Raw genomic sequence first — 18,490 nt, forward strand, 5'->3', positions numbered from 1 at the left:
GAAGGCAGACCCGAACATGTCGCACGCACCTGTTCCCTACCAGCCGTTCGAACTGCGCGGTGACGCGCTCCGCGAGGCCGTCATCGCCTACGCGGCCAACCCCGTCTACACGGACAACGAGGAGTGGGAGAACTCCGACAACCCCTACCGCCGGCAGTTGCGCCCGCAGGTGCTGCCGTATCTGGACTTCGACCGGGTGCCGGGCCGCGCACAGGTCCTGGAGTACAGCAGCCTGGCCGCCCAGCGCCTGCTCACCAGCGTCTACGAGGCCGACCTCGTGTTCTTCCCGAAGGCCGGTCTCGGCAAGCTGACGGAGGACTTCCGCCGCTACTACAGCCCGGACAACCGGGCCCGCGGCGAGATGATCAGGCCCGCGCTGGAACGTTTCGCCTTCGGCTTCCTCGATCAGGAGGTCGAGGTCAGCGGCGACTGGACCACCGAAGGCCTGCTCACCTACCTGGAAGGCCTGGACGTCTACGCCCAGGGCGAGGCGTCCCCCGCGGAGAAGGCGATCCGCGACTCCGCCGACCCGCGGCGGGCGGCCCGGATGTGGCTGATCCAGTTCGCCCCCGATTTCCTCTCCGAGGCCTCGCCGATGGCCCGGAACGTCCTCGGCTATTACGGGCCCGAGCAGTCCGAATGGTTCAAGATCCTCATCGACGAGTACGGTTACGGCGTCCACGACACCAAGCACAGCACGCTTTTCGAGGCCACCCTGGAATCCGTCGGGCTGGGCTCCGACGTCCACCGGTACTGGCAGTACTACCTGGTCTCCAGCCTGGCGCTGAACAACTACTTCCATTACCTGGGGAAGAACCACGAGAACTTCTTCCGCTATGTCGGCGCGCTGTACTACACGGAAAGCACGCTGGTCGATTTCTGCCGCCGCGCGGAGAGCCTTCTCGCGGACGTCTTCGAGGGCGCCGCGGACGCCCGGTACTTCTCCGAGCACGTCCACATCGACCAGCACCACGGGCGGATGGCGCTGGACAAGCTGGTGAAGCCGCTGATCGAGCGGCACGGCGAGCAGATCATCCCGGAGATCGTGCGCGGCATCGAGGAGTTCCGGCTGCTGAGCACCATCGCGGACGACGACTTCGCCACCCAGATCGCCTGGATGGACGACGCCGACCGCTACAAGGAGCTGCACGCCCCCGTCTACGCGGCGATCCAGGAGGGCCGGGTCACCGTCCCCGTGGCCGACATCGTGGAACCCCACGGCGAACTGTCGAACACCCACAGCCACGAGGGCGACGAACTCTGCCACATCGTCAGCGGCACCATGCGCTTCGTCAGCGGCTTCAACTCCTACCGCATCCTGGAGGCGGGGGAGGGCACGGTGATCCAGCGCAACCGCCTGCACGGCGCGATCATCGAGTCCGACGAGTGCGTCTACCAGATCTACTCGGTCGGAGACCACCGCACATGCCTCTCGTGACCTTCCGGACCGGCGGCGCGGGCAACTGCGTCCGGGTCGCCGACCTCCCGTACGTGTACATCCGCACCGAGGCCGGGGGCGCGGTGCTCCCCGCCTCCTGCCCGCACCGGGGCGGCCCGCTCAACCTGGGCGTGCCGGACCCGGACGGCAGACGGCTCGTCTGCCCCTGGCACGAGCGGGGCACCTCGCTCACCCGGCTCCGCCGCCAGGTGCCCGCCGTCCGGTCCGGCGACACCGTCACCGCGGTGCTGCCGGGCCCGGCGGGCGCCGCCGTGGAACTCTGCCATCTACCGCTGTCCCCGGCGCTCACCGCCGGGGTCTGAACCGCCGCGGGAGCGGCGTGCGACCGCCCCGGCAGAACAGGATCCCCCGTTGAACCCCTTGCCCGTCTCCCAGGCAGCCGTCATCGTCGATCCGTTCTCCTCCGGGGCGCAGTACGCACCGGAGTTCGCCTCCCGGGGCATCGCCACGGTCGCGGTCAGCTCGCTGCCGGCCGTGCCCGCGGCCTACGCCGACTCCTGGGACCCCGAGCTCCACCACCGGATCCTCCACTTCGACGGCGATCTGGAGCAACTGGTGGAAGCGTTGCGGCCGTTGTCGCCGCGCTGTGTGCTCGCGGGCGCCGAGAGCGGCGTCGAACTCGCCGACCAGCTCACCGAACGGCTGCTCCCGGACCAGGCCAACGTTCCGGCGCTCGCCGCCGCGCGCCGGGACAAGGGCGCCATGGACCGGGCCCTGCGCGCCGCGGGCGTCCCCACGATCGCCCAGATCTGCACGGACGACCCGGACGCGGTACGGGCCTGGATCGACCGGGAGGGCCTGCACGGCAGGGACCTCGTGGTCAAGCCGCCCAAGAGCGGCAGCACCGACGGGGTCACCCGGGTGAGGGCCGGGACGGACTGGCGGATCCCGTTCGACGCCCAGCTCGGCCGGATCAACCAGTGGCACAATCTCAACGACCGGATGCTGGTCCAGGAGTACGCCCACGGCACCGAGTTCGTCGTCGACACCTTCAGCCACCGGGGCCGGCACACCGTCGCCGACATCTGCCGCTACGGGAAGACGGACAACGACGGGCAGATGGCCGTCTACGAGAGCCTCACCTGGGTCGCTCCGGACACCCCCGAGGTGCCGGTGCTGACCCGCTACGCGGAGGCTGTCCTCGACGCGGTGGGCCTGCGGCACGGCACCGCGCACATCGAGATCATGCTCACCGCCGACGGCCCCCGGCTGATCGAGATCAACTGCCGCCCGCACGGGGGCGGCCACCCCGCCTTCAACCTCGCGGCGACCGGGGACAGCCAGGTGCACCGCGCGGTCCGCTGGTACGCCGGGGAGGAGGCCGCCCCGGAGGCGTACCGCCTGCTGCGGCACATGACCGTGCTGTTCCTGATGGCCCGCCGGCCCGGCACCGTCTCCAACACCGCCGCCCTGCACGGGATCCGGGAGCTGCCCTCCTACCACCACTCGGCGGTCAGGCTCCGCGACGGCGACCTGATCGAGGTCACCCGCGACCTGCTGGCCACCCTCACCCTCGGCTTCGTCGTCCTCGCCCACCCCGACCCCGAGCAGGTCGCCAAGGACACCGCGGCGGTCCGCGCGATGGAGGACGCCCTGATCGTCACCCCCGCGCCCGCCCCCGCGCCCACCGGGCCGGGCGGCCCCCGGTGACCTCCACGGCCCTCGCCGTGGCGGCCAGCCCGGCCTTCCTCGCCAGCTGCACGGCCGTGATCTGCAGTCCAGGCCCGGACAGCATGCTGGTCCTGCGCCTGGTCAGCCGCGCCCGCCGTCGCCCTCCGGTGCTGGCCGCCGCGGCGGGCATGCTGATCGCCGGGGCCGGATACGCCGTCGCCGCGGTCACCGGCAGCATGGCCGTGGTGCTGCTCCGGCCCGAACTGTTCCTGCTCTGGCAGATCGCCGGGGCGCTGGTGCTGGCCCTGACCGGCGCCCGGGCCCTGTGGGAGGCCCTGCGGCCCGGACAGGCCGCCCCGCAGCCCCCCGCGGCGGGAGAACCGCCCGCCGACCGGCTGCCGCGACACCTGCTGCTCGGCTTCCTCTGCACCGCCGGAAATCCGAAGGTCGGCCTTTTCCTGACCGTCTTCCTCCCGCAGTTCCTGCCCGTCGAGGCCCCGTCGGCCGCCGCGCTCTCCCTGCTGGCCCTGGTCTACCTGGCCATCGGCGCGCTCTGGCTGCTGGTCCTCACCGAAGTGGGCGTACGGGTGGTGGCGCGGCGGACGGCGGGCGAGGCCGCGTTCCCCCCGCTCGCCGCCCGGATCGGCAACGCCGTCGCGGGGCTCGTCCTCCTGGGCCTCGCCCTCACCCTGTTCGTCCGCTGACCGGCCGCGCGGCGCCGGGCGGCCGGGATACGGCCGCCACCGGACGGAAGCTCAGGCCGCCACCGGACGGCAGCTCAGACACGGCCGGTACCCGGCCCGCCGCGCCGCGGCCACCGACCCGAACGGAACCCGGTGCCGGTCGGTGATCCGGCGGGCGTGCGCACAGGTCGGGTAGCAGAAGATCCTCGTGGTGCCGCTGCCCAGATAGTGGGTACCGGACGCGGCGAACCGCCCCAGCCGCTCCTCGTCGATCCCCTCGTGGGCCCGCAGCCGCTCGACCAGCGCCGTCGGAAGCCCGCACTCCACCGGCCGGCCGTCCTCGTCACCGAGCCGGTGGACGGGGATCAGCACCGGGGCCGGGCCGGACCGGACCGCCTCCAGCAGCTCCGCCGCCGTGGCCTCCGGCACCCCCGCCTCGGCCCCCAGCCACGCCACCGGCCGCACCTGGCCGCGCGGAATGCCCCGGACCGCCTCCAGGACCCGGGACCGGGACTCCGGCAGCGCCCCGTAGTCGTAGCGCAGGTTCCGGTCCCGGCCGGTCCGCAGCGCCCCGACGACCCCCGGCAGCGGCCTGCCCGCCGGAAGCGCCGCCCGGCCGGTCCGCAGCAGATGCCGCTCCTCGAAGTCCTCCGGCCCCGCGTACCCGTCCACCGGACCGGCCCCGGTCACCGCCCCCCGGCCGTGGGCCACGAACAGCGCCACCACCGGGCCCTCGACCAGGGAGTACCGGTCGTACGCGCGCTCGGCGACGCCCGCCCGCCGCAGGATCCGGATCCCCAGATCCACCGGCATGGGCTCCCGCAGGCCGTCGAACCCGAACGGTGTGCCGTCGGCGCTCGCCGTACCGTTCAGCCCGGCCCGCGCCGCACCGGCCGGTCCATCGGGTCCCTCGTACCGACCACTCATCGGATCACCTCCTCCTGCGCCAGCCGGGGCATCGCGCGCAACGCCGCCAGTCCTCGTGACACCTGGGCCTTGACCGTGCCGACCGGACACCCCAGCAGGTCCCCGATCTCCGCGTACCCAAGCTCGGCGATATGCCGGAGCACCACCGGAACCCGGTAGCGCTCGGGCAGCTCGGCGAGCGCCGCCACCAGCCTCTCCCGCTCGACCACGTGCTCCGCCCGCTGCTCGGGGCCCGGCCGTCCGTCGGCGAGCGGCAGCTCCCCGACGTCCACGCCCGACTCCGCGACCGGCCGGCGGGTCAGCGTCCGTACATGGTTGCGCCATACATTCGTACCGATCGCCAGCAGCCAGGCCCTCGGCTGGAGGGCCGCGCGCCGCTCGGGCGGATACCCGGACAGCGCGGTGTACGCCCGCAGGAACGTGTCCTGTACGAGATCCTCCACATCGCGCGAGCTGCCGGAGAGGCGCAGCAGCACGGAGTACACGACCCCGCCGTGGGAGCGCACCAGCTCGGCGAAGCCGCGGTCGAGATCCACCGCGAGCAGCTCGGGCGTCTGAAGAGGCATCTCATCCATCACCCATCACAACACCACGCCGCGCCCGGCGGTTGCACGCGGGCCCGCACGGCGTCCCCCGCCCGGACGCCGTACGGACCCCGGGCCTCACCCCTTGCTGACCGCCGTCAGGATCTCCGGCAGCCGGTTCGCCGTGCGCGGGGCCGCGATGCGCAGGCCCGCCGACCCGAGGAGCGTCCCGTACACCGCCCCGGCCGGGATCACCAGCCAGAGCGCGGACTGGTGGTCCGCCAGGTGCAGCCAGACCGTCAGCGCGATCACCGGACCGGCCAGCACCGGCGCGGCCAGCATGCCGCCGAGGATGGAGATCCACGCCAGCCCGCCCTGCCCGGGCGCCACGTTCTTGAACGCGCCCTCCTGCGGGATGGAGTACGGGAACAGCGCCGAGGCCACCGCACCGATCCCCAGCATCGCGCCCAGCAGCGCGAAGGAGATGCCGAGCACCCCCGGCAGCGCCTGCCAGCTGCCCAGCAGCGCCGCCGTCGCCACACAGACCACCACCGTGTACGGGAGCGTGATCAGCAGCAGGGCGAGGGCGCGGGCGCGCAGTTCGACGTACGCGTCCCGGGTGGAGGAGATCGTCAGGGCGACCATCCAGAAGGCGGAGGTGTCCTGGCCGAACTGGTTGTACATCTGCATGCCGAGCATCCCGGCGGCGAAGCAGGCGAAGTAGATCGAGCCGGTGCCCTGGAGCGCGTTGATCAGCGGCACGATCGCGCCGATCGCCAGCGCGGTGACCCAGGCCGCCTTGGTCTTCGGATCCCGGGCGATGTAGAGCAGGCTGCGGTGCGCGACCGTCGCCGTACGGCCCTCCGGCAGCAGCCCCGACAGCCCGGTGCGGCCCGATTCCCTGCGGGTCGGCGCGGCGGCGGCCACCGTGGAGCCGTCCGGCGCGGTCATCAGCTTGACCAGACCCCGCTGCCACAGCCACACCAGCGCTCCCAGGGCCGCCACCGTGACCAGCAGTTGCGCGACCGCCACCCCGTACGACCCCCGCGACGCCGCGTCCACCGCCGCCACGGCGGAGGCGCCGGGCAGCCAGCGGACCACGTCCGCGACCGGCTCCAGCGTGGAGAGCCCGCCGGCCTCGCCGAGCCGCTGCGCGCCGAAGTTGACGAACTGGATGCCGACCGCGATCACCAGCCCGCTGAGCACCGCCAGGTCACGGCCCTTGCGGGAGTTGAGCAGCCGTACGTTGGCGGTGGTGACGGCCCGGGACAGCGCCACGCAGAGCAGCATCGTCAGCGGGACCGCGAGCACCGCGAAGACCGTGCCCGCCGCCCCGTGCGCCGGCGCGATCACCGAGCCGACCACCAGGCAGAGGGTGAACAGCGGGCCGATCCCGATCAGCGAGGAGACCAGCAGCGCCCGCACCAGCGGCTCGGGCCGCAGCGGCAGCATCACCAGCCGGGTCGGGTCGAGGGTGTCGTCCCCGCTGGGGAAGAAGAGCGGCAGCACCGCCCAGCCGAGCGCCACCACGGCCGTCAGCAGCACCACGACCGTGCCCGCGTTCGCGTTGCCGCGCAGCAGGACGAGGGCGAGGACCTGGCCCGCCGCGACCAGCAGGGCGAAGACGAGGGAGGCGATGAACGCCGCCTTCCGCCCGGACGACTGCCGCAGCCCGTTCCGCAGGAGCGTCAGCTTGAGCCGTACGAAGGTGGAGGTCAGGCCCGTCGCCGGGGGCGCCGGGGCGGCGGCGGTGACCGGGGCGTCCAGCACGCTCATCGGGCGCCGCCCAGCCAGTCGAGCGCGTCCCCGGCGTCCCGGCCGCCCGCGCCGACCAGTTCGAGGAAGGCGTTCTGGAGCGAGGGCGCGTCACCGCGGACCTGCTCCAGCGTGCCCTGCGCCTTGATCCGGCCCGCCGCCATCACGGCCACCCAGTCGCAGAGCGACTCCACCAGCTCCATGACATGGCTGGAGAAGACCACGGTCGCCCCGGACCGGGTGTAGCGCTCCAGCACGCCCCGGATGGTCTGGGCGGAGACCGGGTCGACGCCTTCGAACGGCTCGTCCAGGAAGAGCACTTCCGGGTTGTGCAGGAGGGCGGCGGCGAGGCCGATCTTCTTCCGCATACCGGTCGAGTAGTCGACGACCAGCTTGTCCTGCGAGCCCGCCAGGTCGAGGACGTCCAGCAGTTGGGCGGCCCGCTTGTCGGTCTCGTCGCCCGGCAGCCCGCGCAACCGGCCGTTGTACGCGAGCAGTTCGCGCCCCGACAGCCGTTCGAAGAGCCGCAGCCCCTCGGGAAGCACCCCGATCCGGGACTTCACCGCGACCGGGTCCGTCCACACGTCGTGCCCCGCGACCTCGATCTTCCCCATGTCGGGCCGGAGCAGCCCGGTGACCATGGAGAGCGTCGTCGTCTTGCCGGCCCCGTTGGGCCCCACCAGACCGATGAACTTGCCCGCGGGCAGCTCCAGATCGATCCCCGAGACGGCGACCTGGTCCCCGAACCGCTTCCACAGCCCCTGTACGCGGACGGCGGGGGGCGCGGTCCGCGCACCGCCCGCCGTCGCCCCCGCTTCCGTCGCTCCCGTGGGCGCGTCGTGCGCGCCCGTGTTGTCACGTGCAACTGCCCGGTCCGGCATGGCACAGCCTTTCGATGTCCCCACTTGACGGGGACCAGCCTACGAAAGGCGCCTTCCGGTGCTACGAAGCGCGGGCGCGGGCGTCCGCAGCCTCGCGTGCGCAGGCGTACGCCAGCGGGCTCACCAGCTCGTCCACATCGGGCAGCCACCGGTTGACGGTCGTGGGCTTACGGGCCCACTGCACGGCCCCGCGCCCGCCGACCCGGGTGGGCGGGGCGGCGATGTAGTGGCCCTCGCCGCGGCCGGTCAGATCGATCGCCTCCGCGTTCCAGCCGATCGCGCGCACCAGTTCGGAGATCTTGGCCGCCGCGCCCGGGAGCACGAAGAAGAGCATCCGGCGGTCGGGGGTGCAGGTCACCGGGCCGAGCGTGAGGTCCATCCGCTCCATCCGGGCCAGCGCCAGGAACCCGGCCGACTCCGGCACCTCCAGCGCGTCGAACGCGCGGCCGGTCGGCAGGAGCACCGAGGCGCGCGGCTGCCGGGACCACATCCGCCGGGCCGCCGCCCCGCTGCCGGTCGCCTGGCCCGCCCAGTCCGGGCGGTCGGCGTGGGCCCCGGGCAGGGGGCAGGCCCGCTCGCCGCAGGAGCAGCGCTCGATCCCCTCCACCGCCTCCAGCCAGGTGCCGGGGAACACGTCCCAGTGGCGCTCTTCCGCGTATCGCACGGCGGCGTCGAGCAGTTGCTCGCCCCGCTGCTGAGGGACCGTTGCGGCTTCCGTGACTCCCATGGGCTCTTCCACGACCAGCACAACTCCCGCCGTCACCTGGGGTTACGGCCTGCCCTGAACCGGGGGGCGGCGCATCGATCCTGCATGCGGGGCGCATCGGAGCACGGGCGGGGGCGCGCGTGAGGCGGTGCCCCGTTGCGGGGGTAGCACCCACCAGGGCCGGGGCGTCCCGTCCTGCCCTGGACGGGCAACTCGCCGTGCCCGTACCGAATGCCGATGGAATATGCGCATTTCTTGAGCAGGTGACGGGCAGTGATCCTTCCATCGATCAGCGCGTATCCGCGTATCCACCTATTCAGACTGTTCCAGGGGGAAATATGGCAGCAAGGCCTCTCGTAGCCCGCCAGCCCAACGAACGGCTCCAGACACTCATCCAGGAAGCCGCCTGTTCCAACGCGGGCCTCGCGCGCCGCGTCAACATGGTCGGGGCCGAGCGCGGCCTCGATCTGCGGTACGACAAGACGTCCGTGGCCCGCTGGCTGCGCGGACAGCAGCCCCGGGGCCGGGCCCCGGGCATCATCGCCGAGGCGATCGGCCGCAAGCTGGGCCGTACGGTCACGATCGACGAGATCGGCATGGCCAACGGCAAGAACCTGGCCTCCGGTGTGGGCCTGAGCTACGCACCGACCGTCGCCGGGGCGATCGAGCAGGTCTGCGAGCTGTGGCGCAGCGACGTCGGCCGCCGCGATCTGCTCACCGGCTCCGCCGTCGCCGCCTCCGCCCTCGTCGAGCCCAGCCGCGACTGGCTGATCTCCGGCAAGGACCCCCAGGTCGAACGCGCGGCCGGGGCCCGGGTCGGGATGGCCGACGTGGCGGCGGTGAAGGCGATGACGACCGCCCTCACCGACCTGGACCACCGCTTCGGCAGCGGCCATGTCCGCCCGGTCCTGGTGCACTACCTCAACAGCGTGGTCTCCGGCCTGCTTTCGGGGGCGTACCGCGAACAGGTCGGCCGCGAGCTGTTCGCCGCAGTCGCCCGTCTCACCGAACTCGGCGGCTACATGGCGGTCGACACCGGCCAGCCGGGTCTCGCCCAGCGCTACTACATCCAGGCGCTGCGGCTGGCCCAGGCCGCCGGTGACCGGGCGTACGGCGGCTATGTGCTCGCCGCCTCGATGAGCCACCTCGCCGCCCAGCTCGGCAACCCGCGCGAGATCGCCCAACTCGCCCGCGCCGCCCAGGAGGGCGCCCGCGGCCAGGTCACCCCGCGCGCCCAGGCGATGTTCCACGCGGCGGAGGCCCGGGGCCACGCGCTCCTCGGGGACGCCCGCACCTGCCAGGTGGTGATGGCCCGCGCGGTCGCCGCGCTGGAGCAGGCCGAGCCGGAGACGGGCGACGACCCGGACTGGATCGCCCACTTCGACCACGGCTACCTCGCGGACGAGCTGGCCCACTGCCACCGGGACCTCGGCCAGGCGGCGGAGGCCGCGCGCCGGGCCAAGGAGGCGCTGGCCGCGCTGCCGGAGACCCGGGCCCGGCGCCGGGGCATCGGGCTCGTGCTGCTCGCCTCGGCCCAGGTCCAGCAGCGCGAGGTGGAGCGCGCCTGCCACACCGGCACGCGGGCGATGGAGCTGCTCGGGACGGTCCGCTCCAGCCGGGGCGCCGAGTATCTCGACGACCTCCAGCAGCGCCTGGCGCCGTACGGACAGGAGCCCGCCGTACGGGAGTTCGGCGAGCGGCTGGAGCTCCAGGCGGCGTGAGAACGGGGTGAACCCCCGGGTGCGGTCCGTCCGGACGCGGCGGGCCGTCCGTTAACAGCGTCCTTCGGGAGCTGGGTGTTACCCGCCTGTGAAGGGGTGGTGAGGGGGACCACGCGCTTGGCGGAGGCGGGCGACCACCCGATAGCGTGAGCCGACGATTCCGTTGGTTGACACGTAGGAGTCCCGGTGACGCAGAGCGGACAGGGCGGCGAGCAACAGCACCCCGCCGGACGGCCCGCGCACGAAGGTGTCGTGCTGCCCTCGGACGGCGGCGCCCCCTGGATCCCGGGGGCGCCCACCGGCGGCCCGGCCGACCAGGGCGCCGGGCAGGACGCCGGACAGGCCGTGCCCGCGGGCGGGCAGCCGTGGGGCCAGCCCTGGGGGCCGCGGTCCGACGCCCCGCAGCAGCCGGGCGGGCAGGCGCCGGGGGCGTACGGCTACCCGCAGTCCCACCAGCAGCACTCCCAGCCGCTGCCGCCCGCCCAGGGGCAGGACCAGGCGTACGGCGGGCAGGGGCAGCTTCCGCAGTCGTACGGGCAGGGGGGCGCCGGGGCGTACCAGGAGCCCCAGCAGCCGCAGCACTCCGACCCCTACCAGCAGCACCAGCAGTACCAGCCCCAGCAGTCCCAGCAGTCCCACCAGCAGCAGCCGTACCAGCAGCCCCAGCCGTACGCGCAGCCGCTGCCGCCGGAGGCCGCGCCCGGCGGGGACGCCGACGCCACGCAGTACATCGCGCCGGTCCCGGCCCCCGCCCCGGGCGGCGACGCGGACGCCACGCAGTACATCCCGCCCGTGCCCGGCGGAGCCCCGTACGGGATCAGGCCGGGCGCGCCGGAGGAGCGGCAACCGCCCTCCGAGTTCGACAACCTGTTCCGGGCCGAGGCGCCCGCGGACGCCACCCAGCAGCTGCCGCCCCAGCGCTACGACCAACCGCCCCACCAGGGCCATCAGGGCGCCTCCCAGCAGCCCCGGCACGGCCACCCCGGCGGCCGGTTGCCGCCCCAGGACCCGCAGGGCTACCAGTCCGGGCTCCAGGGGTTCCGCGGCGACGACGGGGCCGCCGAGCCGCCCCCGTACGACGACGGCGGTGACCCCCCGCGCCGGCGCGGCGCCCATGTGCCCCTGATCGCGGCGGTCGTCGTCGGCTGCGCGGTCATCGGACTCGGCGCGGGCGCGCTGCTCAGCGGCGGCGGTGACGACGACAAGGCCAAGGGCACCACGCAGACGGTCGCCTCGCAGAGTTCACCGCCCGCCACCCCCACCACCGAGGCGCCGCCGCCCGACCCCGCGAAGCCGCAGGCCGAGGCGCTGGACAAGCTGCTGGCCGACAGCAACAACAGCCGGGCCGCGGTGATCAGCGCGGTCGAGAAGATCAAGTCCTGCACGGACCTGGACACGGCCGACGCCGATCTGAAGGGCGCCGCCCAGCAGCGCCGCGACCTGGTGACCCGGCTGGACGCCCTCACCCTGGACGAGCTGCCGCAGCACGAGGCGCTCAACTCCTCGCTCACCAGGGCGTGGAAGGCCTCGGCCGCCGCCGACGACCACTACGCCGCGTGGGCCCGGCAGGCGAAGAAGAGCAAGAGCGTCTGCAAGGACGGCAAGGCCCGGTCGACGAACGAGACGGCCCGCGCCAACCGGCAGAGCGGCGAGGCGACCAAGGCCAAGAAGGAGGCCGCCGCGCTGTGGAACGCCATCGCCGAGAAGTACGGCCTGACGAAGCACACCCCCGTGGAGCTGTGATCCGACGGAGGTCCGGGGCCCCGAGCGGGGCCTGGACCCCGGGCCCCCGGAGCGGCGGTCTGGGCCTCCGGAGCGGCGGCCCCGGCGGCCCGGAGCGTCAGCCCGCCGTCCGCCGGGCGTCCGACAGGGCCTCCGCGACATCCACGAAGCCCTTCCTCTGGGCGGTGAGCCGCCCCTCCCGTACCACCTGGAACGTCACCTCCGCGTTGACGATCCGCGGGTACGGCGAGGTCCCCAGCAGGTCCTTGAACCGCCAGCGGAGCACCGGGGTCAGACCGCCCGTGTCGACCTCGGTGCCCCGGTTGAGCGACGAGGTGACCTTGCCGGCGGTGACCGTGTCGTCGCCGATCGTCCCGACGACCGCCCGCAGCACGGTGTACGCGATCCACGTGGTCTGCACGCCCGTGTCGTCCGGGTCGATGCGGTTGTCCCCGAAGGCGTACTTCCGGATCACCTCGCGCATCTCGTGCCAGCGCGGATCGCCCGCGTCCGGGTACCAGCCGGTGACGTAGGCCCCCTCGAACGGGCTCTTCCGGCCGCCCGTGCGGTTGATGAGCGGCTGGCTGACGCTGCCCAGCACGGAGGAGATCCGCACCCGCTCGCCCTCCGGCTCCAGCCGCCGGAAGGAGTCGAAGAAGGTCTCCGTACGCGAACCGAGCACCGCCGCGACACAGGTGCCGCCCGCCCGCCGCAACGCCTTCGCCGCCTGCTCGTCGTAGGAGGTGGCGCGCTCCGGGGCCAGGATGTCGGTGGACTCGGGCCGCCGGGCGGCGAGCAGCCCGGTGTTGAGGAGCTGCGGCATCCGGGCCCCGCCGATCGAGTCGGGCCGCACCAGCGAGACCCGCTCGCAGCCGTCCGCCAACTGCCGCCCGTGCCCCGCGAGGAGCGCCGACTGGCCGCCGTTGACCGGGTACGAGAGGTAGCTGCGGAACTCCTCCTCGGAGGCGCCGTACCCGCCGATGTAGGGGATGCCGCCGGACTCCAGCACCGGGATGGCGCTCTGCCCGTGCCGGCTGTACGAACCGACGACCGCGGCCACCCCCCGGTCCACGGCCTGCCGGGCGCACCGCTCGGCGCCCGCCGCGGTGTCGCGCTCGTCACAGGTGATGACCCGCAGCTCCCGGCCGCGGATGCCGCCCCGCTCGTTGATCCAGCGGGCGTACGTCCGGGCCATCGCGGGCACGCCCGGCATGCTCACCGCGTCGACGTCGTCCACCTGGTCGGGGGCCCAGGTCATCACCGTGACCGGCTCCCCGGAGCCCCCCGGGCCTCCGGGGAGCACGCCGCAGCCGGACAGCAGCAGCGCTCCGGCCACCGCCGTGCCGATGAGGAGGGGGAAGGGGCGGGGGAAGGCGGTGCGTCTCCGTCCGGTCATGTTCAGCAACGCTCGCACCCCCGGGGTAACGCCATGGTGTGCGCTCTTCAACGCTCGGTGACGAGGAGGTGAATTGCGGGGGCCCGCGCGAGCCCTCCGGAGGGGAACGTACGATCGACGACCGTGCAGCAAGGTTCGGAGAACTCTTCCCGTCGCGGCCGTCGCTCCTCCACCATGGGCGTCATGCCGCTCACTGACATGCCGTGGTGGCGCTGGCGCACCAACGTGCGCTCGGCGCTGCACATGCTCTCCGACCCCGTCTTCCACCACGAGTGCTGGCTCGCCGGCCGGGAGGGGTACGGGGACGTCACCGACGCCGTGTACCGCCTGGTCGAGGACACCTGGCTCGACAACTGGTCCGCCGAGAAGTACGTCGGCACCATGTTCAGGGACTCCGCCGAGGCCGCCGCCGTCGACGCCGCCGCCCTGCGGGTCCTGCGGATCATGCACCAGGTGGGCGCGGACGCCCCCGTCTCGGCCTACCTGGAGCACCACGGCTGGCCGGAGGCGGTCCACGCGGCCCGCGAGGCGCATGTGATGCTCGCCACCAACGACGGCGAGGACCCCGACATCCCGCCGCGCTCGCTGGACGTCATCCGCATCATGACCAGAGCCGCCTGACACCGGGCGGCTGTGGCACCCTACGAGGATGACCGCACCGCAGCCCGCCACGCCCCCGGCCGCCTCGGACACCGCCCTGCCCGAGCAGTACGTCCTCACCCTCTCCTGCCCCGACAAACAGGGCATCGTGCACGCCGTGTCGAGTTACCTCTTCATGACCGGCTGCAACATCGAGGACAGCCAGCAGTTCGGGGACCACGACACGGGTCTGTTCTTCATGCGCGTCCACTTCTCGGCGGACGCCACCGTGACCGTGGACAAGCTGCGCGCCAGCTTCGCCGCGATCGGCGAGGCCTTCCGGATGGAGTGGCAGATCCACCGGCCGGCGGAGCGGATGCGCGTCGTCCTGATGGTCAGCAGGTTCGGCCACTGCCTCAACGACCTGCTGTTCCGCTCCCGTACGGGGGCGCTGCCCGTCGAGATCGCGGCCGTCGTCTCCAACCACACGGACTTCGCCGAGCTGGTCGCCTCGTACGGCATCCCCTTCCGCCACCTCCCGGTGACCCGGGACAACAAGGCGGAGGCCGAGGCGCGGCTGCTGGAGCTGGTCCGTGAGGAGGACGTCGAACTGGTCGTCCTCGCCCGCTACATGCAGGTGCTCTCGGACGACCTGTGCAAGCAGCTGAGCGGCCGGATCATCAACATCCACCACTCGTTCCTGCCGAGCTTCAAGGGCGCCAAGCCCTACCACCAGGCGCACGCCCGGGGCGTGAAGCTGATCGGCGCCACCGCCCACTACGTCACCGCCGACCTGGACGAGGGCCCGATCATCGAGCAGGAGGTGGAGCGCGTCGGCCACGACGTGACCCCCGACCAGCTCGTCGCGATCGGCCGGGACGTGGAGTGCCAGGCGCTGGCCCGCGCGGTGAAGTGGCACGCGGAGCGGCGCATCCTGCTCAACGGCCACCGAACGGTGATCTTCAACTGATCCGGCTGATCACAGCCGGCTGAGCGAGGCCGCCGCGAACAGGACGTCGCGGATGGCCTCGCGGTCGCCCTCCTGGCCCGCGGCGGCCTCCACCGGCGGGATGTGGCCCGCCACCAACCGGCAGAACTCCACCCCGTCCAGGGCCACCTGCGCCACCACGCGGTCGGGCGAGCCGACGGCGGCCGGGGAGTCGAGCGCGATGTACCAGTCACCGCCGCCGTGCCCCTCGACCTCCAGATGGACCGAGCGGCCCGGCTCCCCGGGCGCCACCAGCTCCTTCGCCGGTCCGGCCAGCCCGGCGCCGCGGCGCCCCGCCAGGGCGGCCGGGAGCATCCGGGCGGCGAGGTCCACCATCCGGTGCAGATGGACGGCGGAGGGCGGCCCGTACGGATAGTCCACCGCCTCGGCGATGTCCGTGCCGTGCACCCAGCACTCGAAGGCCCGGTCCAGCAGGGCGTCCTGGAGCGGCAGGGCGAAGTCCCCGTACGAGACGGAGCGCTCGGCCACGTTGCGGCCGGCGATCGACGCCGTGCTGATCAGCCGGTGGGTGAGATCGCGCCATGGCTCGCGGACGGCCCGGGTGGCGGGCGGGTGCGTGGCCGCCCAGTACGCCTCGGTGCGCCGGACCGGGGTGAGCGGCACCTCGGAGCCGGTGCGCCCCTGGGCCGCGCCGAGCGGGTCCTCCAGGCCGAGCGCGGCGGAGAGCAGCCCGTCGACGGCCATGAGGTGGCCGATCACCCCGGCGACCGTGGTCCGGCGGGTGGCCGCGCGCTCCTCCTCGAACCACTGGAGCCGCACCGGCGCATGCCACTCCGCGGCCCCGAAGTCCCGCACCAGCGCGTCCAGCCGGGCGGTCTCCGCGTCGTACGGCGTGACCCACTCCGGCACCGGGATCCGGGCCGGGCGCCGCCCGAGGCAGCCGTCCAGCACCCGGGCCCGCAGCCCCGGGTCGAGATCCAGGGACCCGTCGGTGTGCAGCAGCCCCACCGCGTCCCGCAGCCGCAGCGCCTCGTCCGCACAGGGCGCGCACGAGGTGAGGTGCTCCTCGACGGCGGCGGTCTCCTCGGCCGAACAGGCGGAGAGCGCCCAGGCGCCGAGGAGGGACTTGAGGACCTGGTGGGAGAGGGCCGGGGCGGGCGGGGCGTCCGTGGTCCCGGGGTGCGGTGAGGCGGCCGACGCGGCCGGTTCGGCGGCGGCCTCGGAGAACGGTTCGTCCACGACGTCCTCGCCCTCCTCCTCGGCCGCCCGCTCCTCCTGGGCCTCCGGATCCGCCTGGGCCCCGGGGGCCTCCGGCGCGTCCGGAACCCCGGGGGTCTCCGGGGCCTCCCACGTCTCCTTCGGCTCCGCCGCTCCCGGCGCCTCCCGCGCTTCCTCCTCCCACGCCTCCTGCCCCGGCGCCCCGTCCTCAGACACCGGCGCCTCCTGCTTCGGCACCGTCTCCTCCGGCACGTGCTCGCCGCGCGGCGGCAGCACCGGCCGGGGGACCGACTCCAGGTCGAGGTCGTCCACCGCACCGCGCGGACCCGGTATCCGCCGCGCGTCCCGCACCTCGTCGTCGCGGCGGTCGCCCTCGCGCCCGTCGCCGGTCACCGGGCACGTCCGGGAGCGGGGGGCGGAGGGCCGTCGAGCGGCCGGGTGCCCGCCGTGGAGAGCAGCTGGAGGCCGAGCCGGAGCCGGCGGCGGGCCTCGTCCTCGGTCACCCCGAGGTCGGCCGCGGTCTGCCGGTAGTCCCGGCGCTGGATGTACGCCAGCTCCAGCGCCTGCCGCAGCGACGCGGGCATCGAGGAGACGATGAAGTCGGCGCGGGCCGCCGAGGTCGCGCTGCGCACCCGCCGCTCCAGCTCCTCCGGGTCGGGCGCGCCGCCCTCGCCGTGCTCCTCCGCGTACGACGCGGTGACCGCCCGCCGCAGCCGCTGCACCGCGTGGCGGTGGGTGAGCCGGGCGACCCAGGAGCGCATCGAGCCCTGCTGCGGGTCGTACGCCTCGGGGTTCTCCCAGACCTGGGCGAAGACCTCCCGGGTGACCAGGTCCGCCGCGTCCTCGTCGTCGAGCATCCGGTGCGCCTGGCTGTGGACGAGGGAGGCGAACCGGTCGTACAGCTCGCCGAGCGCCGCCGCCTCACCGCGGACCAGCCTCTGCTGCATCCCGCGGTCCCAGCGGGGCGGTGCGTCCTTCGCCATCGAACCAACCCCCAGCCTCTGTCCTCGCTGTCCGAATGTAGTCGCCCGCGCAAGCCCCGTACCTGCCTTTGCCGCAACTGTCCGATGTAAGGACGCCGGGAATTCCACCGATCTCTTTCGGCCGTTCTTGCCGCCCCCGCTCCGCTGAGCAGGGGAAACCGGCCGAAGTGATCATTTCCACCGGAAACCGCCTGGGCCCCGGGGGTGTGAGCGGTGTTTCATGGATACGCGGTTGGGCAGCCGCGAGGAGGAACGGAAACTTCCGGATCGCCGGGAGCCCCCGGAACGAGAGGTCCAGTCGCGTGACGCTGAAGGTGGACGAGACCGAGCAGGGCGACTGGACCGTGCTGCGCATACAGGGTGAACTCGATCTCGTCAGCTCACCCGTCGTGCGTCAGTCCGTCCACGACGCGGTCGCGGAAGGGCGCCACGACGTGGTGCTCGACCTGTCGGAGGTCTTCTTCTGCGATTCCAGCGGGGTCGGGGTGCTGATCGCCTCCCGTCGGCTGATGAAGTCCTGCGGCGGGCGGCTGCGGCTGATCCTCCCCGCCCGGGGCGCCGAGGACGGCTCGCACGTCAACAAGGTGCTGGGGGCGCTGGGCGTACGCCGGCTCTTCGACGTCTACCCGGACGCGGAGTCGGCCGCGGGGGAGACCTGCCAGCCGCTGACCGCCTGACCGCCCGCAGGCGACTGCGCCCGGTGGGTGACCGCTGACCGTGACCGGCCGAAAGCGTTCGGTGCTGAAGCGAGGTTGTCACACAGGAGCCGTCCCGGAGTGACACGTGAAGGCCTCCGGCGACGTACGCTCCCCGCATGGACAGCGCAGAGTACGAGCGCAAGATCGCGCACCGTTTCGCCGCCTTCGACCAGGACGGCAACGGCACCATCGATCGCGCCGATTTCAACGCCGCAGCCGCCCGTCTGCTCGCCGAGTTCGGTACGACGGCCCGCTGCGACAAGGGCCAGGCGCTCTACCACGGGGCCGAGGCCTTCTGGCAGGGCATGGCGGGCATCGCCGACGTGGACGGCGACCAGCGGGTCACCCGCGAGGAGTTCGTCGGCGGGGCGGTGAAGCGGCTGCGGGACAATCCCGAGCGGTTCGCGGAGATCGCCCGCCCCTTCCTGCGGGCGGCGATCGCGGTCGCGGACAGCGACGACAACGGCGGCCGGGCGTCGGTGGCCTCCGTGGAGCGGGCGCTGCGGGTGCTCGGGGCCAGCCCCGAGATCGCGGGCATCGCGGCCCAGAGCCTGGACACGGACCGGGACGGGCTGATCGCCGAGGGCGATGTGGTCTCCGCGCTCGCCGTGTACTTCACGGTGATCGAGCCGGACGACAAGTAACCCCGGGGCTTACGGGGGTGGGCGGCCCACCCCC

General features: G+C 73.4%; 18 protein-coding genes. 10 read left to right on the forward strand and 8 right to left on the reverse strand.

Annotated features, from left to right (window positions below):
- Positions 1 to 16 precede the first annotated feature (16 nt).
- Genes ACQ9ZG_RS19805 through ACQ9ZG_RS19820 form a run of 4 tightly spaced genes read left to right on the forward strand, consistent with a single transcriptional unit; the run spans position 17 to position 3,774 of the window.
- Positions 17 to 1,438, forward strand: coding sequence for an iron-containing redox enzyme family protein (locus ACQ9ZG_RS19805; protein ID WP_018490631.1), 1,422 nt, complete (start codon positions 17 to 19; stop codon positions 1,436 to 1,438).
- On the forward strand, positions 1,426 to 1,761 hold the full coding sequence (locus tag ACQ9ZG_RS19810; protein WP_018490632.1) for a Rieske 2Fe-2S domain-containing protein: 336 nt from the start codon (positions 1,426 to 1,428) through the stop codon (positions 1,759 to 1,761). Before ACQ9ZG_RS19805 ends, ACQ9ZG_RS19810 begins: the two co-directional genes overlap by 13 nt.
- 49 nt (positions 1,762 to 1,810) lie before the next feature.
- Positions 1,811 to 3,109: an ATP-grasp domain-containing protein gene (locus tag ACQ9ZG_RS19815; protein ID WP_258312281.1), complete on the forward strand. Its 1,299-nt coding sequence runs from the start codon at positions 1,811 to 1,813 to the stop codon at positions 3,107 to 3,109.
- Positions 3,106 to 3,774 (forward strand): LysE family translocator, encoded by a 669-nt coding sequence (locus ACQ9ZG_RS19820; protein WP_028416832.1) that lies wholly within the window; start codon positions 3,106 to 3,108, stop codon positions 3,772 to 3,774. The genes ACQ9ZG_RS19815 and ACQ9ZG_RS19820 overlap by 4 nt, the downstream gene beginning before the upstream one ends.
- A gap of 51 nt (positions 3,775 to 3,825) precedes the next feature.
- On the opposite strand, the gene ACQ9ZG_RS19825 is transcribed toward ACQ9ZG_RS19820, so the two are convergent.
- The 5 genes from ACQ9ZG_RS19825 to ACQ9ZG_RS19845 form a co-directional block, all read right to left on the reverse strand.
- Positions 3,826 to 4,680 (reverse strand): Ada metal-binding domain-containing protein, encoded by an 855-nt coding sequence (locus ACQ9ZG_RS19825; protein WP_499280973.1) that lies wholly within the window; start codon positions 4,678 to 4,680, stop codon positions 3,826 to 3,828.
- Positions 4,677 to 5,246: an RNA polymerase sigma factor gene (locus tag ACQ9ZG_RS19830; protein ID WP_309076642.1), complete on the reverse strand. Its 570-nt coding sequence runs from the start codon at positions 5,244 to 5,246 to the stop codon at positions 4,677 to 4,679. Before ACQ9ZG_RS19830 ends, ACQ9ZG_RS19825 begins: the two co-directional genes overlap by 4 nt.
- Positions 5,247 to 5,342: 96 nt before the next feature.
- A complete protein-coding gene (locus ACQ9ZG_RS19835; RefSeq protein WP_109916735.1) occupies positions 5,343 to 6,980 on the reverse strand; it encodes a transporter in 1,638 nt (545 codons plus the stop codon).
- Positions 6,977 to 7,840: an ABC transporter ATP-binding protein gene (locus ACQ9ZG_RS19840; RefSeq protein WP_109916734.1), complete on the reverse strand. Its 864-nt coding sequence runs from the start codon at positions 7,838 to 7,840 to the stop codon at positions 6,977 to 6,979. The genes ACQ9ZG_RS19835 and ACQ9ZG_RS19840 overlap by 4 nt, the downstream gene beginning before the upstream one ends.
- 61 nt (positions 7,841 to 7,901) lie before the next feature.
- Positions 7,902 to 8,588: a bifunctional DNA primase/polymerase gene (locus ACQ9ZG_RS19845; protein ID WP_028416828.1), complete on the reverse strand. Its 687-nt coding sequence runs from the start codon at positions 8,586 to 8,588 to the stop codon at positions 7,902 to 7,904.
- Between the two features lie 296 nt (positions 8,589 to 8,884).
- Between ACQ9ZG_RS19845 and ACQ9ZG_RS19850 the strand changes: the two genes are divergently transcribed.
- The gene (locus ACQ9ZG_RS19850) at positions 8,885 to 10,267 is read left to right on the forward strand and encodes an NsdA family TPR-like regulatory protein (RefSeq protein WP_028416827.1); all 1,383 of its coding nucleotides are present in this window, start codon (positions 8,885 to 8,887) and stop codon (positions 10,265 to 10,267) included.
- A gap of 186 nt (positions 10,268 to 10,453) precedes the next feature.
- Positions 10,454 to 12,010: a hypothetical protein gene (locus ACQ9ZG_RS19855; protein WP_499280976.1), complete on the forward strand. Its 1,557-nt coding sequence runs from the start codon at positions 10,454 to 10,456 to the stop codon at positions 12,008 to 12,010.
- A 97-nt stretch (positions 12,011 to 12,107) separates the two neighbouring features.
- Here the strand turns inward: ACQ9ZG_RS19855 and ACQ9ZG_RS19860 are convergent, their stop codons facing one another.
- Positions 12,108 to 13,385 carry an ABC transporter substrate-binding protein gene (locus ACQ9ZG_RS19860; RefSeq protein WP_109916875.1) on the reverse strand — a complete coding sequence of 426 codons (1,278 nt, stop codon included), beginning with the start codon at positions 13,383 to 13,385 and terminating at the stop codon, positions 12,108 to 12,110.
- A gap of 174 nt (positions 13,386 to 13,559) precedes the next feature.
- Here ACQ9ZG_RS19860 and ACQ9ZG_RS19865 point away from each other — a divergent pair, with 174 nt between their 5' ends.
- Both ACQ9ZG_RS19865 and purU read left to right on the forward strand, forming a co-directional pair.
- Positions 13,560 to 14,006, forward strand: a complete 447-nt coding sequence (locus tag ACQ9ZG_RS19865; protein WP_028416824.1) for an SCO4402 family protein — start codon at positions 13,560 to 13,562, stop codon at positions 14,004 to 14,006.
- 28 nt (positions 14,007 to 14,034) lie between these two features.
- The gene (purU, locus tag ACQ9ZG_RS19870; RefSeq protein ID WP_018490644.1) at positions 14,035 to 14,934 is read left to right on the forward strand and encodes a formyltetrahydrofolate deformylase; all 900 of its coding nucleotides are present in this window, start codon (positions 14,035 to 14,037) and stop codon (positions 14,932 to 14,934) included.
- A gap of 9 nt (positions 14,935 to 14,943) precedes the next feature.
- On the opposite strand, the gene ACQ9ZG_RS19875 is transcribed toward purU, so the two are convergent.
- Positions 14,944 to 16,524: a zf-HC2 domain-containing protein gene (locus ACQ9ZG_RS19875; RefSeq protein WP_499280977.1), complete on the reverse strand. Its 1,581-nt coding sequence runs from the start codon at positions 16,522 to 16,524 to the stop codon at positions 14,944 to 14,946.
- Positions 16,521 to 17,114: an RNA polymerase sigma factor gene (locus ACQ9ZG_RS19880; RefSeq protein WP_499280979.1), complete on the reverse strand. Its 594-nt coding sequence runs from the start codon at positions 17,112 to 17,114 to the stop codon at positions 16,521 to 16,523. Before ACQ9ZG_RS19880 ends, ACQ9ZG_RS19875 begins: the two co-directional genes overlap by 4 nt.
- A gap of 302 nt (positions 17,115 to 17,416) precedes the next feature.
- Between ACQ9ZG_RS19880 and ACQ9ZG_RS19885 the strand changes: the two genes are divergently transcribed.
- Complete coding sequence (locus ACQ9ZG_RS19885; RefSeq protein ID WP_018490647.1) at positions 17,417 to 17,791, forward strand: STAS domain-containing protein; 375 nt, start codon at positions 17,417 to 17,419, stop codon at positions 17,789 to 17,791.
- A 137-nt stretch (positions 17,792 to 17,928) separates the two neighbouring features.
- The gene (locus ACQ9ZG_RS19890) at positions 17,929 to 18,456 is read left to right on the forward strand and encodes an EF-hand domain-containing protein (protein WP_018490648.1); all 528 of its coding nucleotides are present in this window, start codon (positions 17,929 to 17,931) and stop codon (positions 18,454 to 18,456) included.
- The last annotated feature ends 34 nt before the right edge of the window (positions 18,457 to 18,490 follow it).

The sequence above is a fragment of the Streptomyces araujoniae genome (assembly GCF_050871195.1).
In the GTDB taxonomy this organism is placed as follows: domain Bacteria; phylum Actinomycetota; class Actinomycetes; order Streptomycetales; family Streptomycetaceae; genus Streptomyces; species Streptomyces bacillaris.

Bases quoted from the DNA above. Each gene is read 5' to 3' on its own strand.
- ACQ9ZG_RS19835 (WP_109916735.1), bottom strand. From the start codon at position 6,980: ATGAGCGTGCTGGACGCCCCGGTCACCGCCGCCGCCCCGGCGCCCCCG.
- ACQ9ZG_RS19865 (WP_028416824.1), top strand. From the start codon at position 13,560: ATGGGCGTCATGCCGCTCACTGACATGCCGTGGTGGCGCTGGCGCACC.
- ACQ9ZG_RS19830 (WP_309076642.1), bottom strand. From the start codon at position 5,246: ATGCCTCTTCAGACGCCCGAGCTGCTCGCGGTGGATCTCGACCGCGGC.
- ACQ9ZG_RS19840 (WP_109916734.1), bottom strand. From the start codon at position 7,840: ATGCCGGACCGGGCAGTTGCACGTGACAACACGGGCGCGCACGACGCG.
- purU (WP_018490644.1), top strand. From the start codon at position 14,035: ATGACCGCACCGCAGCCCGCCACGCCCCCGGCCGCCTCGGACACCGCC.
- ACQ9ZG_RS19860 (WP_109916875.1), bottom strand. From the start codon at position 13,385: ATGACCGGACGGAGACGCACCGCCTTCCCCCGCCCCTTCCCCCTCCTC.
- ACQ9ZG_RS19805 (WP_018490631.1), top strand. From the start codon at position 17: ATGTCGCACGCACCTGTTCCCTACCAGCCGTTCGAACTGCGCGGTGAC.
- ACQ9ZG_RS19825 (WP_499280973.1), bottom strand. From the start codon at position 4,680: ATGAGTGGTCGGTACGAGGGACCCGATGGACCGGCCGGTGCGGCGCGG.
- ACQ9ZG_RS19890 (WP_018490648.1), top strand. From the start codon at position 17,929: ATGGACAGCGCAGAGTACGAGCGCAAGATCGCGCACCGTTTCGCCGCC.
- ACQ9ZG_RS19850 (WP_028416827.1), top strand. From the start codon at position 8,885: ATGGCAGCAAGGCCTCTCGTAGCCCGCCAGCCCAACGAACGGCTCCAG.
- ACQ9ZG_RS19810 (WP_018490632.1), top strand. From the start codon at position 1,426: ATGCCTCTCGTGACCTTCCGGACCGGCGGCGCGGGCAACTGCGTCCGG.
- ACQ9ZG_RS19880 (WP_499280979.1), bottom strand. From the start codon at position 17,114: ATGGCGAAGGACGCACCGCCCCGCTGGGACCGCGGGATGCAGCAGAGG.